This window comes from Pseudodesulfovibrio indicus (assembly GCF_001563225.1).
Classification (GTDB): domain Bacteria; phylum Desulfobacterota; class Desulfovibrionia; order Desulfovibrionales; family Desulfovibrionaceae; genus Pseudodesulfovibrio; species Pseudodesulfovibrio indicus.
Map to the genome: position 1 here is coordinate 3,335,404 of NZ_CP014206.1, position 14,136 is coordinate 3,349,539.

The following is a 14,136-nucleotide window of genomic DNA, read 5'->3' on the forward strand; positions in this document are numbered from 1 at the left end:
ATTCCTATCTAATTCTCATCCCTACGCCCTGAACACCCTCGGGACTCCGGCGGTGTCTTCGACCTTGAAACCGGCGGCGGCGATCTTATCCCTCAATTCGTCGGATTGGGCGAAGTCCTTGGCCTCGCGGGCCTTCTGGCGGTCGGCGACCATGCCCTGGACCTCGGGCGGGAGGTCGGAGAGGGGGACGGGCATCTGGGCGGGGTCGAGGATGCCGAGGATTCCGTCCACGGCCTTCAGTTCATCCAGGCACGCCTTGGCCGCCGCGCCGGTGAGGGTGCCTTCGGCGGCCCAGCCGTTGACCAGCTTGGTGAACCTGAACAGCGCGGGCCAGAACCGGTGCAGGGCCAGGGAGTCGTCCAGCGCGGTCCTGAAGGCCGCCTTGAGGTCGAAGACCGCCTGCTCCACGTCGCTCGGCACGCGCTCGCCGCGCTCGTCCAGGGCCAGGGTCAGGGCCACCGCGCCCTCCTGGATGCGCCGCCAGTTGCGCGCCCACATGGCCAGGTTGTCCGCCGAGCCGCAGAGGGGCTTGCGGGCGGCCACGGAGAGCAGCCAGAGCCGCGCCGCGCGGAACCCGCCGAGCTTTTCGGCCACAATGGACAAATCCTCGCCCTCGCAGTCCGAGGTCTGCTGGCAGACCAGCCACGCCTGGACCTCGCGCCCGGCCGTGGACCAGATGGCCCGCAGGTTCTCCAGGTGCGGGAAGCGGTGCTTGTCCGAGCCGATCATGACGTCCGTGCGCGGCTGCGCGTCCATGGCCGTGGCCGCGTGCTGCAAAAACCAGCTCGGGCGCACGTTGCCCCACTGGGTCTCCAGCACCTCGCCGCGCTTGAGGTCCAGGAGCGTGGCCCGCTTCAGCAGCGTGAAATCGAGGGGATTGTCCTTGACGTAGGCGTTCAGGTCCACGGTCCGGCCCCCGGACACCTTGTCCATGTCCACGGTGCCGATCTCGCCGTACCGCTTGTCGCGGAACACGTCGAAATAGACCGAGCGGAGCTTCTCGTAGGCCAGCCCCTTGCCCATGAGCTTGCGGCACAGGGAGAGCGCGGTGTCGTCGCTGTCCGTGGACAGGGGAAATTCGAGGGAGTCGGCCAGCCCCATGGCCCGCGCGCGCTCCATAATCGTTTCGCGGCGGCTCCGGGCAAAGGATTCGCGGGAACCGTCCAGGTCGCGGGCCGCGGCCAGGGTGCGGTCGTCCATGTCGGACAGCCCGGCCACGCCGGAGACCTCCACGCCGCGCGAGGCCAGGTGGCGGACCAGGACGTCGAGCAGCACCAGCCTGCGCCAGGAGTCCAGGCCGTCCGGGTTGTCCAGGCTCGGCCCCATGGTGTAGACGCCGAGCCCCGCGCCCGCGCTGAGCATCTTGTCCGCGTTCGAGGCCATGTCGAAGACCGTCACCCCGCTGCCCGCCTGCTGGCGGTAGAGGTGGGTCGAAAGATAGCGTTCGCCGGAATCCGGGAAGATGACCACCACCAGGCCGCTGTCCAGCCGTCCGGCCAGTTGCAGCGCCCCGGCCATGGCCGCGCCGGAGCTCATGCCCGCGAAGATGCCCTCTTCGCGCGCCAACCGGCGGCAGGTCTCGAAGGCGACCTCGTCCTCCACGTGCAGGACCTCGTCCAGGGCGTTCTTGTCGTAGATGCCCGGCGGGTAGGATTCGAGCATGTTCTTGAGGCCCTGAATCCTGTGGCCCGCGTAGGGCTCCACGGCGGCCACGTGGACCGAGCCCATCTCGTGCAGCCTTTTCGCGATGCCCATGGCCGTACCCGAGGTGCCGAGCGTCATGACGCAGTGGGTCACCGCGCCCCCGGTCTGGTTCCAGATCTCGAGCCCGGTGCCCATGTAGTGCGCCTGGACCGAGGCCGGATTGTTGTACTGGTCCATGAGCACATACTTGTCCGGTTCCTCGCGGGCGTAGCGGTACGCCTGCTCGATGGCCCCGTCCGTGGCCAGGTGGCCGGGGGTCAGCTCCAGCTCCGCGCCGTAGGCGGCCATGATCATCTTGCGCTCCTCGCTGGCCGTCTCCGGCATGAGCAGCTTGATGCGGTACCCCTTGATGGCCGCGACCATGGCCAGCCCCACGCCGGTGTTGCCGGAGGTGGCCTCGATGATGACCTTGTCCCTGGTCAGCTCGCCCGATTTCTCCGCCGCCGCGATCATGGCCGCGGCCACCCGGTCCTTGATGGAGCCGCCGGGGTTCTGGCACTCGATCTTGGCCAAAATCCTGACGTCGGGATTGGGATTCAGATGGCGAATTTCCACCAGCGGCGTGTTGCCGATCAGTTCAAGCAGGTCTTTATTCATCGTAGCGCCCTGGAATCATGCGGGTTGGGTTGGGATCGATGCCCGCACCCTAGGGCAAATTCCCCCGGCGCGCAACTGGCATGCAACGTGCAAACCACGGCTGAGACCGTCCATTTTTTGAGCACGAGAGGCATGCCATGAACCCGTTTCCGTTCCTGAAAGACAACATCGAATACCTGAGCCGCACCGGAAATCCCATCTTCCAGTGGCTCTCCACCCGCCCGTTCAACGAGGACAAGCTCATGGGACGGCTGTTCGTCAACGAGTTCGGGCTGCACGACTGGCGCATGGACGACGGCAAGGGCATGTTCGAGTCCCTGCCGCCCGAGGGGCTCTACGGCAACTGGCTGCACCCGGAAAAGGCCGGGACCTCGGCCACCTTCGTGGTCGGCGCCAACCTCGGCTACGGGATCAACCACCTGCTGACCAACACCCCGGACACCCACAAGGTCATGCTCCTGGAGCCGCGCTCCGAGATGCTCCTGGCCTGCCTCAGCCAGACCGACTACCGGCCGTTCCTGGAACGCAAGAAATTTCACCTCCTGGTCCCGGACGAGCGGTTCCTGTCCGAGGTGGTCCGCAACCTGGACCTCCAGTTCGTGTACGGCCAGATCCACCTCAAGGGGGACCTGCCCAGCCGCCAGCTGGGGCCGGAATACGCCCGGTGGACCACCTGGCTCAAGAACAAGCTGGAGAACTTCTCCCTGGAGCTGTCCACCCTGCGCCACCGCCAGGACGTCATGGTCAGGAACGAGCTGGACAACTTCTCCAAGGCCATGCGCGACGGCAGCCTGAAACCCATGGAGGGAAGGGGCGCGGGCGTGGGCGCGGTCATCCTCGGCGCTGGTCCGTCCCTGGAGCACATGGCCCCGCTGCTCAAGGAGAAGACCGGCCACGTCCTCTACACCTGCGCGCTCCAGACCGTCCCCTCGCTCCAGAGGCTCGGCATCAAGCCCCACCTCTGCGCGGCCATCGACTACGACAAGTCCATGCTCAAGGTCTTCGAGCGGCTGGACCCGGATTTCGTCCAGGACGTGCCCCTGGTCTACTCCACCAAGATCGATCCCATGATCCTCAAGCGCTATCCCGGACCGACCCTGCCCCTGTGGACCGTGGGCGGCATGGGCACCTACGTGCTCAAGGACCGCGACCTGGTCATCGACGCGGGCGGCAACGTCTCGGTCACCCTGTCCCGCTTCCTGCGCCACTGCGGAGTGAGCCACCTGCTCCTGGCGGGCCAGGACTACGCCTGGATCAACGGCAAGTCCCACTCCGGCGGCCACCACAACCACACCACCGAGATAGTGCGGCGCTCCTACCACCAGACCACGAAAAACCGCGACGGCGAGGAGATCCTGACCACCGTCCAGTACATGACCGCCAAGCGCGAGCTGGAGGAGGACCTCAAGCAGTCGTCCTTCCCGGTGTTCAACCTCTACGGCGGCGGCGCGGTCATCGAAGGCACGAAGAACGTGGAGGTGGACCAGGCCTACCGCGAAGGCATCCTGGCCTCGGCCCCCGGCGCGGTGGAACGGTTCCTGTCCGACCTCGCGCGCTGCCGCAACAACGCCGCGCCCCTGCGCCTTGAGCCGCGCTCTCCCATGTGGAGCACCTCCATGCGCAACGCGGAAAAACACCTGGCCAAGCTCTTCAAGAACCTGGGCACCAACCAGCAGGCGGTCCACGAGACCCTGAACCGCGTGGAGCTGTTCGTGAAGCAGGACCCGCTCTACTCGCCCTACCTGTTCAACGAGATCGTGGACCTGGCCGGGCTGACCAAGGCCAAGTCGGCCTATGAACCCAAGGATTTGCCGGAATTCAAGCGGATCGCCAAGGGCATGCTCAGGAAGGTCCGGGAGATCGACCGCAAGGTCTGCCTGGACTGCGCCGAGCAGGCCGTGGCCTGATCCCCGCCGTCCCGAGCCCGTCCCCGCGCCGGGCGGATTCCCCATCCGCGCCGGGGGGTTGTCTTCCGCGCGGTTTAGTGAAATAGTCCCCCGCCATGGACGACAACAAACCCTTCCTGACCGAGGACGGCACCCTGGTCATCCCCTTCGAGTGTTCGGACAACGCCTACAAGTACTGGAAGCAGGAAGGCAAGGCCATGACCGAGATTCTCAAGGAGCTGAACGTTTCCCCCGAGGTCTGGGCCAAGTACACCCACGAGCCCTACCCCACGGACGACGCCGAGTAAGCCCCGCCCCTGACTTGCTCAGGTCGGCACTATGACTTAATACATCCGCATGCGCACCCTTTCCCTGAAACACTGGGCTCTTGTTTCCGCCCCCCTGCTGCTCGTCCTGATCGCCATCTGGGTCGGCTTCGGGTCGGAGCGGGAAGTGGCCCTGTTCTTCAAGGACCACCGGGCCGCCCATCCCGCCCTCAAGCTGGGCATGAAGCTGTTGACCGACTGGAGCAACCCGCTCTTCTACGCGGTCTACGCAATCATGCTCTTCACCGCCTGGCGTTCCGGCAACCGCGACCGGTTGCGCTTCGTGCTCATCCTGCTGGCGGTCCAGGCCGTGGTGGCCGGGCTGGCCGTGCACCTGCTCAAGATGATCATCGGCAGGCCGCGCCCCGGCGAGGGCGAGCTGTTCTCGCCCATCGGCACCAAGGCCGCCTACCAGTCCCTGCCCTCGGGCCACACCGCCGAGATCACCGGCTGGACCCTGCCCCTGGCCCTGCGGGTCGGCAGCTACGCCGTGTCCCTGCTGCTCGGCCTGTTCCTGGCCGGGGTGGGATTCTCGCGCATCTACCTCGGCTGGCACCACCCGACCGACGTCTTTTTCGGCTGGCTGCTCGGCTGCGTGTCCGGCATCGCCACCACCGTCATCGCCCGGTCCGCCCTTTTCAGGAGATCCTGACATGCCCGTTTTCCGTTCCCTCTGGACCCGCCTCGAAAACCACCCCTGGCTGACCATGACCGTGGCCGTCCTGGCCCAGACCTGGTTCACCCTGGGCAACCGCGCCCTGTGGTTCTCGGACGAGGTGCGCTACGCCGACGCCTACCGCAACCTGGCCCTGAACGGAAAATGGATGGTCCTGGCCCTGAACGGCCAGCCCTACCCGGACAAGCCCCCGGTCTATTTCTGGTTCCTGTGGCTGCTCGACAAGCTCACGCCGTTTGACCCGCCCGCGGTCTTCTTCCTGGGCGCGGCCCTTTCCGGCCTGTTCTTCCTGTTCGCGGCCTACGCCCTGGCCCGGACGCTGCGCTTCGACCGGACCACCTCGCTGGGCGGGGTCCTGATCCTGCTGTCCACCTTCGTGCTGGCCGCCCTGTTCCATTACTCGCGCATGGACCTGCTCTTCGGCGCGTGCATCATCCTGGCCCACGCCTGCCTTTACCGCGCCTACACCGCCGACAACCAGGGGACCTGGCCCGTCCGGGGCTTTCTCCTGGCCGGGCTGGCCACCCTGATCAAGGGACCGCTCGGCTTCCTCTTCCCGCTGGTCAACGTGTTCCTGTTCCTGCTCTACAAGGGCGAGGCCAGGCGCATGCTCTCCCGGCGCACCCTGCTCGGGCTGCTGGCCATGCTCGCCCTGCTCGCCGCCTGGATCGTGGGCGTCATCCTGGCCGAGGGACCGGACTTCCTGATCAACACCGTGCTCGGCCACCAGATTCTGGAGCGCGCCACGCACACCTTCCACCACCGGGAACCGTTCTACTGGTATTTCGTGGCCTTCCCCATCGCGTGGCTGCCGTGGTCCCTGACCCTGTTCGCCGCGCCCGTGAAATCCCTCTTCTCCCTGTCCTTCTGGGGCGAGCTGTGGGGCGGGCGACGCCAGGCCGGGCCGCGCGCCTTCCTGTGGATCATGTTCGCGGCCACCTTCGCGTTCCTGTCCAGCCTGAGCGGCAAGGTGTTCATCTACGTGCTGCCCATGTTCCCGCCCCTGGCCATCCTGACCGCGGACTGGATGCGGACCCTGGACCCGGCGCGCGCCAAGCGGCTGTGGACCCTGGCGGGCGGGGTGTGGATCGTCCTGGGCGCGGCCCTGCTGCTCGTCGGCGACCTGATCCCGGTGCCGGTCCCCATCCGGGGCATGGGCATCTGCGCGGGCGTGCTCATCCTCGGCGGCGCGGCCATCCTGCGCATGCGCGGCGAGGACTTCCGCGCCGGGCTGCTGACCGCCGCCCTGGCCCTGACCGTCTGGATATACCCGGTCGGGCTGCTGGCCATCCCGTCCCTGGACGACGCCATGAGCCCCAAACATCAGGCGCTGATCCTCAAGGACTACATCGCCAAGGGATACGAGCCGTACGCGGTCCGGGTCTACTCCGGCATCTACACCTGGTATGCGGACCACGAATACCCGGAATACGACGACTACGAGGCCCTGGCCCGGGAACTGGCCGGTCACGACAAGGTCATCCTGGCCGTGCGCGAACCCCACTGGAAGGACCTCTCCAAGCTGCTCCCCGGCTTCCACGTCATCGACCGCCAGTCCATCGCCGGGCTTCCCCACCTGTTGGTCATCAAGGGTTGACCTCCGGAAGCCACGCGAATGTATTAGACAAAGTCTAGATACTCGACTATACTTTCGGGTCAATGATGTCCGACAAAACCTGCCGGGCGGTCCTGGCCGCCATCCTTTCCGCGCTCCTCGCCGGATGCGCTCTCTACCCCGCCGTCCAGGTGGCCGGAGGCGCCATGACCGGCTACGACGCGGCCCGCCTCGCCGACGAGTACATGCCGCGCGACAAGGTGGAAGGCGGCTCCGTGGACGTGATCCCGGACTCCCAGATGCAACGCAGGCTGCGCGAACGGCTGGCGCTGAACGACATCCATCTCTCGGCCCACGTCATCGACGCCAAGGCGTACCTCATCGGCCAGGTCAGCGACCGCAACCAGGCCGACTACGCCGTGCGCACCGCCGCTACGGTGGAGGGGCTGAAGAGCATCACCTGTAAATTCTACCCCCAGGCAAGGCCGGACGACGCCGCGCGCAACGCGGCCAACGACGCCCTGCTGCTCAGGGAGGTGACCGGCCGGTTCGGCAAGACCCGGCGGCTCCACGGCGCGGACCTGCGCGTGGAAGTCGTCAGCGCCCACGCCATCCTGGTGGGCCGGGCGCGCGACTACGGCCAAAAGACCGCCGCCCTGGCCATTGCCGCCGAGACCTCCGGCGTGGCCGACGTGGTGGACTACATCACCGTTCCCGAACCGCCCGACGACGGCGCGGTGGCCAGCAAGTAGAAAAGAGGAAAGACGAATCGGGGGAAGGGAAAGGGGAAACTTTTGAGAAAAGTTTCCCCTTTCCCTTCCCCCGTACCCCCTTCCCTATCCCCTTCCAAACTTTTTGGGTGCCTTCGGCAGGTCCGCGAGAAAGCGGGAAGTTGTCTCCCGCTCGGAAGCCCCTTCCGAACCACGCAAAAAAAAAAGCCGCCCCGCACCTCGCGAAGCGACACAAAAAGTTTCGGGGGGAGAGAGGGGTTGGGGGGTCCAGGGGGAAGGGGAGAGAGGGGACCCTTTTCTCAAAGGGTCCCCTCTCTCCCCTTCCCCCCTGGCCGCCGGAGGCCGCCTACTTCAATCCCGCAAAGATGCGGTCGAAGGCCTTGAGGACTTCGAGGCCGTCTTCGCCGGTGATGGGCGTCGGGGTATGTTCGGTGACGGCCTTGAGGAACTGGGTGAGTTCTTCTTTGATGGTCTCGCGGGCGATGACGGGCCATTCGCGCACGGAGTAGTTCTTGTGCTCTTCGGAGAAGGGCGAATATTCAGTCACGGACTGGGCGATGAGGTCCGCGACGATGAACCGGGACTTGCAGGCCGCGGTGATCTTGCGCACGCGGTAGGGGGTGACCCAGTTGGTGGTGATCTGGGCCAGGACGCCGCTCTCCATCTTGGCGGTGATCACCGCCGAGTCCTCGTGCTCGCCGAAGGTGGCGGATGCCACGGCGTGGAGGTCCGCGAAATCGGAGCCCGTGAGATAGCGCAGCAGGTCGAGGTCGTGGGACCCGAGGTCCTTGATGACGCCCACGTCCTGGATGCGCACCGGGTAGGGGCTGACGCGCTCGATGTTCACGGAGATGAGGTCGTCGCCGAGCAGGGACTTGAGCCGTTCCACGGCCGGGTTGAACCGCTCCACGTGGCCGACCATGAGTGCCGCGCCCTTGTCGCGGGCCATGGCCACCAGCGCCTCGCCCTCGGCGGAGGTGGAGGCCAGCGGTTTCTCGATGACGATGTTCACCCCGTTTTCCAGGAGCCGCATGCCCGCCTCGTGGTGCAGGAAGGTGGGCACGCACACGGACACGGCCACCGGCTTGAGGGCCAGCAGTTCGTCCAGGGTGGCGAAGGCGGGAATGCCGAACCGTTCCTCGGCCGCCTTGCGCGCCTGCTCCACGGGGTCGACCACGCCGACCACCTCGACACCGGGCATCTCGGTGTAGTTGCGCAGATGGATTCCACCCATGCGGCCCAGGCCGACAACGCCGACTTTCAACATATATGTACCCTCGTTCTGGAGTTCGTGTTTGCGACTGCTTAGTACAGGGCAAACCCGGCCATGGCAACCCCGCGCCCCCATTTCACGCCGTGCGTCTTGCCGCCGGTCCGCACATGGGCTACTAACTGTCCATGCACACTGGCAATCCATCCGGTCCCATCTGGTTCAGCGTGGGCGAGGCCTCCGGCGACCTGCACGGCGCGGAGTTGATGAAGGCGCTCAAGGCGGCCGATCCCGCCTTGACGTTCACCGGCATGGGCGGCCCGGCCATGGAGGGTGAGGGGCTTGAATCCCGGCACTCCATGCGCGAAATCTCCCTGGTGGGGATCACCGAAATCCTCGGCGGCCTGCCGCGCATCCTCAAGCTGCTCGGGGTCATCAAGGGCGAGCTGGCCGAGATCAGGCCGCGCGCCATCATCCTGGTGGACTGTCCCGAGTTCAATTTCCGCATCGCGAAGATGGCCAAGAAGCTGGGCATCCCGGTCTATTACTACATCAGCCCGCAGATCTGGGCCTGGCGCTCGGGCCGGGCCAATTTCCTGCGCGAGTTCACCCGCAAGGTCATCTGCATCCTGCCGTTCGAGAAGGCGTTTTACGCCAAATACGGCATGGACGTGGAGTACGTGGGCAGTCCGCTCATGGACGTGCTGCCGCTGGACCGGCTGGACCGGATGGCGGTGCACGGAAACCGCATCGGACTGCTGCCCGGCAGCCGGAGAAAGGAGGTCACCGCCCTGCTCCCGGTCTTTGCCCGGGCGGCCCGGCTGCTGGCCGGGGACCACCCGGACCTGGAGTACGTCCTGGTCCGCGCGCCGGGCATGGACGAGTCCCTGCTCCGCTCGCTGTGGCCCGCCGAAATCCCGGTCTCCTTCGTCGAGCCGGACACGCGCTACGAGACCTTCCGGTCGTGCAAGCTGATCCTGGCCGCGTCCGGCACCGTGACCCTGGAGACCGCGCTCATCGGCACCCCGGTGGCCGTGGCCTATAAGGTCTCGCCCCTGTCCGAGCTGATCGGGCGGCTGCTGGTCAACGTCAAGTACATCTCCCTGCCCAACCTCATCGTGGACCGAGAGCTGTACCCGGAATTCATCGGCAAGGAAGCCACCCCGGAGAACCTGGCCGCGACCGCCCGCAAGTGGCTGGACGACCCGAAGGCTTACGCGGCGGTCAAGGCGGGCCTCGGCGGGCTGCGGTCCATGGTCGGCGAGCCGGGCGCGCCCGGACGCGCGGCGCGGATTATCCTCGACGACCTCCTGTCCCTGAACGGCTGACTGGCTCGGCCCCGTAATTTCTGCTAACCGGTAATGCCATGAACCGCTTCGCCCTCCCTAATATCCTGCCGGACTGCGCGCCCGTCCTGCCCGAATTCCAGCGCCATTTTTCCGGCTGGCCCCTGGGCATGGGCTCGGTCGAAGCCGTTGCCGGTCTGTTGCCCGGCCTGTTCCTGCTGAGCGAGGAGAACCCCGGCTGCCGCAGCGCGGCCATGGGCATGGCCCTGTGGGGAATGCAGGCGTACCCGCTGGCCAACGCCATGCCTCAGTGGGGGATCAAGGCCGTCAACCTGGGGCTCAAGGCGGACACGGCCCTGGCCCGGCTCATGGTCGCGGCCTCGAAGCTGGAGCACCCCGAGGAGGGCGAGGCCACGGACACCTGGTACGAGCTGGCGCGCCAGGACGACCGGGGGCTGATCCTCCGCTTCCTGGCGGCGGTTCTGGCCGATCCGGCGCGCGGTCCGGGCTGGCTCGGCCGCGTCTGGCAAGACCTCATCCATCTGGGCAGGCCGGAGATTCCCAAGGCCGCCCTGGACCTGGTCCGCTGGACCGGCGACACCCTGCCGCTCAAGACGCGCATGGAGGCGGAGTTCGCCCTTCACTGCCTGGAGCCGGACGAGGCGCTGGAAACCATCGAGGGGCTGGACCCGAACGTCTGGGGGCTGTGGCGGGCCTATGCGGCGGGCGAGGCGCTCCTGCGCATGGGCCGCAGGGGCGAGGCCAAGGCGGCCCTGGCCGGGCTGTGGCAGGCCATCCCCTGGCACGTCAACCTGACCCTGAAGGTGCACGATATTTTCCGCCCCGCGCCCCTGGCCGACAGCGCCGACACCGGGGACGCGGCCATTCTGGTCTATTCCTGGAACAAGGCGGACCTGCTGGCCGACACCCTGGATTCGCTGCTCAAGAGCGACATCGGCGCGGCAAAGGTCTTCGCCCTGAACAACGGGTCCACGGACCACACCGCGAGGGTGCTGGCCGAGGCCGTGCAGCGGTTCGGCGCGGACCGGATGCATGTGGAGACCCTGCCGATCAACGTGGGCGCGCCGGGCGCGCGCAACTGGCTGCTCTCCCTTCCGGAGGTTCGGGCCGTAAAATGGGCGGCCTTCCTGGACGACGACATCGTGCTGCCCGAAGACTGGCTCCTGCGCCTCCTCGGCCCGGTGAAGGGGCGCGACGACATCGGGGCCGTGGGCTGCCGGATCACGGCTGCCAGGCCCCCCTACGGGCTGCAATCCGCGGACTACAACCTCTTTCCCACCCCGCCCGTGGAGACCGCTCCGGGGGCGCTGCCCAACCGGGTGCTGGTCTACGACAACTGCGCCGGAGCCCTGGACTCGGGGCTGTTCACCTACTCCCGCCCCTGCCTGTCCGTGTCCGGCTGCTGCCATCTGGTCAACCTGCGCTCCATCGAGCGGACCGGCGGGTTCGACCTGCGCTACACCCCGTCGCAATTCGACGACCTGGACCGCGACCTGCGCGCCTCGCTGAACGGGACGCCCGCCCTGTACGTCGGGGGACTGGCCATCCGCCACGTCCAGCACTCCTCCCTGGCCAAGTCCAGGACCGCAGGACAGATCGGCCAGGTCATGGGCAACAAGCTCAAGCTCGACACCAAGTATTCCGACGAGGAGCTGGCCCGACTGGCGCGCGGGAACCGCGACCTGCTGTGGACGGACCTGACGGAGAAATCCCGCTTCCTCATGGACCGCCTGGGCTTGACCCGGCGCGGCTGAGTGCCTACTTCATCCCTTCACGAAAACAAGGGAGCCCGCACATGGAAGACGTCCGCATCTACTGCGACTTTCACCGCATCACGCCGGAGATATACGAACAGCTCAAGGGGATGATCCCCTTTGACCAGGTGGACTACGACGGCGACGTCCTGCGCCTGGATCACGAGGGCCACTACATCCTCATCGACGACTTCATCGAGGCCGTCAGCAACCTCCTGCCAGAGAACGGCTACGGCCACGTGGAGTTCATCGACCAGCTGGAATGGGAGGTCACCCGCTACACCATCAAGCCCGGCAAGATCGAGTCCAAGGTCGTCAAGGTCGACAACGTCCTCGACGCCCACCAGCGCGACCACGGCCTCTAGCCCTCTCCCCCAAGCCCGCAAAAAAGGGACCGTCCCAGGACGGTCCCTTTCATTTTACCCAAAATAGGCTTTCGAGAGTGGGTCGAATGTGTCGATTTCGCGGTGTGCGCCTACCGCAGCCGTACCCCAGTACGGCGAGGACAGGGCGTAACCGCGAAAGCGGCGCAGGCGGCCCGCTATCGGAAGCCGACGCACACCCTACATAAGGGCGTTCCAGAGCATGCGCGTGCCGACCAGATAGAGCAGGATGGCGAAGATCTTCTTGAGCTTCGCCACCGGCAGGGAGTGGGCCAGCTTGGCCCCGTAGGGCGCTGTCAGCATGCTGGTGACGATGATGCCGAGCAGGGCCGGGATATACACGTAGCCGATGTGCGGGCCGGGGATACCGGCCACGGACCAGCCGTTGATGACGTATCCGGCGGTTCCGGCCAGGGCGATGGGCAGCCCCACGGCGGCGGCAGTGGCGATGGCCGCGTGCATGGTCAGGTTGCACCAGGACAGGAACGGCACGGTCAGGGTGCCGCCGCCGATGCCGACCAGGGCCGAGAAGATGCCGATACCGCTGCCCGCCGCGAAGGTGCCCGCATTGCCGGGCAGCTCATGGGATCCCTTGGGCTTGATGTTCAGCAGCATCTGGGTGGCCACGTAATAGAGGAACAGGCCGAAGAACACCTTCAGGAACAGGGTGGAGAGCAGGGACGCCACCCAGGAGCCGAGGTAGGTGCCGACGATGATGCCCGGGGTCAGCCGCCAGAAGGCGGTGTAGTTGATGGCCCCGCGCTTGTGGTGGGCGCGCATGCTGGAGAGGGAGGTGAAGATGATGGTCGCCATGGAGGTGCCGAGCGCCACATGCTGGATGTGCTCCATGGGGAAGTTCTGCCACTCGAAGGCGAAGTTGAGCATGGGCACGATGACCAGTCCGCCGCCGATGCCCAGAAGACCGGCCAGGACCCCGGCCACTGCGCCGAGGACGATGTACAGAAGATACGTGGTGATCACAGAGTCCTCCTAGAACAGGACGTTGGTGTCGATGGACGCGATGTCCTTGCAGCCGGTCAGGACCATGGCCCCGGAGAGCTGCGCCCGGAGGGTCTCGAAGTACTTGGCCACGCCTTCTGTCAGCCCGCCCACGGCGGCCACGGACACCGGGCGGCCGATGAGCACGCCGTTGGCGCCCAGCGCCAGCATCTTGAGCACGTCCGCGCCGGTGCGGATGCCGCCGTCCACCAGGATGACGATCTTGCCGTGGGCGTGCTCCACGACCTCGGGCAGGACCTCGGCGGTGCCGGGGGTGTGGTCGAGCACGCGCCCGCCGTGGTTGGAGACCACGATGGCGTCCGCGCCCACCTCGGCGGCCAGCTCGGCCTCATCCGGGGTCATGACCCCCTTGAGGATGAACTTGGCGTCCCAGGAGTGAACCTTGTCGATGATCTTCTTCAGCTCTGCGGCGGGCTTGGGGGCCACGGGGCGGCCCATCTGGCGCAGCGTGATGAGCCCGGCGGCGTCCACGTCCATGCCGAACACGGTGCAGCCGGTGGCGCGCGCCTTCTCCAGCTTCTCGTCCAGCTCCGCCCCTTCCCAGGGCTTGATGAACGGGATGCCCCGACCGCCGTTTTCGGCGATGGCCGAGAACCCGGACTCGTGGATGACGGGCGGCACGCCGTCGCCGGTGCAGCCGATGACACCGGCCTTGGCGCAACCCGTGACCACGGCGCCGGCGTAGTCCTCCTCGGACACGCCGCCGCCCATGTTGAAGGACACGCCGCCGATGGGCGCGGCCAGGACCGGCATGGAGAGGTCGTATCCGAGCAGGGAGACGGAGGTGTCCGGCTCGGCGGCGTCGTGGAGCAGCCGCATGTTCAGCCGGTAGCCCTCCAGGGCCTCCAGATTGGCCTTGAAGGACGCGCCGGTCCCCAGACCGCCCATGCCCGGCACTTCGCCCGCACAGGCGCGACCGTCGCAGACCTTGCAGACCCGGCAGAAACCCTTCATCATCTCACGCGCTTTGTCTTTAATTTCCTTCAT

The 14,136-nt window shown here is 66.7% G+C and carries 12 protein-coding genes; 8 read left to right on the top strand and 4 right to left on the bottom strand.

Annotated elements, in window-relative coordinates; all coding sequences use genetic code 11:
- Nucleotides 1–21: 21 nt before the first annotated feature.
- Nucleotides 22–2,301, bottom strand: a complete 2,280-nt coding sequence (locus AWY79_RS15255) for a cysteine synthase (RefSeq protein WP_066805849.1) — start codon at nt 2,299–2,301, stop codon at nt 22–24.
- A gap of 137 nt (nt 2,302–2,438) precedes the next feature.
- On the opposite strand from AWY79_RS15255, the gene AWY79_RS15260 reads away from it, so the two are divergent.
- From AWY79_RS15260 to AWY79_RS15280, 5 genes are all read left to right on the top strand, one after another.
- Entirely contained in the window at nt 2,439–4,208 is a 1,770-nt protein-coding gene (locus AWY79_RS15260; protein WP_066805852.1) for a motility associated factor glycosyltransferase family protein, read from the top strand.
- A gap of 95 nt (nt 4,209–4,303) precedes the next feature.
- Nucleotides 4,304–4,495: a hypothetical protein gene (locus tag AWY79_RS15265; protein ID WP_066805856.1), complete on the top strand. Its 192-nt coding sequence runs from the start codon at nt 4,304–4,306 to the stop codon at nt 4,493–4,495.
- A 49-nt stretch (nt 4,496–4,544) separates the two neighbouring features.
- Nucleotides 4,545–5,165, top strand: coding sequence for a phosphatase PAP2 family protein (locus AWY79_RS15270; RefSeq protein WP_066805859.1), 621 nt, complete (start codon nt 4,545–4,547; stop codon nt 5,163–5,165).
- 1 nt (nt 5,166) lies between these two features.
- Nucleotides 5,167–6,786, top strand: coding sequence for an ArnT family glycosyltransferase (locus tag AWY79_RS15275; RefSeq protein WP_066805862.1), 1,620 nt, complete (start codon nt 5,167–5,169; stop codon nt 6,784–6,786).
- A gap of 65 nt (nt 6,787–6,851) precedes the next feature.
- Nucleotides 6,852–7,496 (top strand): BON domain-containing protein, encoded by a 645-nt coding sequence (locus AWY79_RS15280; RefSeq protein WP_066807294.1) that lies wholly within the window; start codon nt 6,852–6,854, stop codon nt 7,494–7,496.
- A gap of 325 nt (nt 7,497–7,821) precedes the next feature.
- Here the strand turns inward: AWY79_RS15280 and AWY79_RS15285 are convergent, their stop codons facing one another.
- Nucleotides 7,822–8,742 carry a Gfo/Idh/MocA family protein gene (locus tag AWY79_RS15285; RefSeq protein ID WP_078063806.1) on the bottom strand — a complete coding sequence of 307 codons (921 nt, stop codon included), beginning with the start codon at nt 8,740–8,742 and terminating at the stop codon, nt 7,822–7,824.
- A gap of 131 nt (nt 8,743–8,873) precedes the next feature.
- Here AWY79_RS15285 and lpxB point away from each other — a divergent pair, with 131 nt between their 5' ends.
- The 3 genes from lpxB to AWY79_RS15300 are packed head-to-tail and all read left to right on the top strand — an operon-like array spanning nt 8,874 to nt 12,111.
- Nucleotides 8,874–10,013 (top strand): lipid-A-disaccharide synthase, encoded by a 1,140-nt coding sequence (lpxB, locus tag AWY79_RS15290; RefSeq protein ID WP_066805865.1) that lies wholly within the window; start codon nt 8,874–8,876, stop codon nt 10,011–10,013.
- 38 nt (nt 10,014–10,051) lie between these two features.
- The gene (locus tag AWY79_RS15295; protein ID WP_066805867.1) at nt 10,052–11,746 is read left to right on the top strand and encodes a glycosyltransferase family 2 protein; all 1,695 of its coding nucleotides are present in this window, start codon (nt 10,052–10,054) and stop codon (nt 11,744–11,746) included.
- A gap of 41 nt (nt 11,747–11,787) precedes the next feature.
- Nucleotides 11,788–12,111, top strand: a complete 324-nt coding sequence (locus tag AWY79_RS15300; protein WP_066805870.1) for a hypothetical protein — start codon at nt 11,788–11,790, stop codon at nt 12,109–12,111.
- Between the two features lie 198 nt (nt 12,112–12,309).
- Here the strand turns inward: AWY79_RS15300 and AWY79_RS15305 are convergent, their stop codons facing one another.
- Together AWY79_RS15305 and AWY79_RS15310 are read right to left on the bottom strand one after the other, a co-directional pair.
- On the bottom strand, nt 12,310–13,110 hold the full coding sequence (locus AWY79_RS15305) for a sulfite exporter TauE/SafE family protein (protein ID WP_066805873.1): 801 nt from the start codon (nt 13,108–13,110) through the stop codon (nt 12,310–12,312).
- A gap of 9 nt (nt 13,111–13,119) precedes the next feature.
- On the bottom strand, nt 13,120–14,136 hold the full coding sequence (locus AWY79_RS15310; RefSeq protein ID WP_066805876.1) for an alpha-hydroxy-acid oxidizing protein: 1,017 nt from the start codon (nt 14,134–14,136) through the stop codon (nt 13,120–13,122).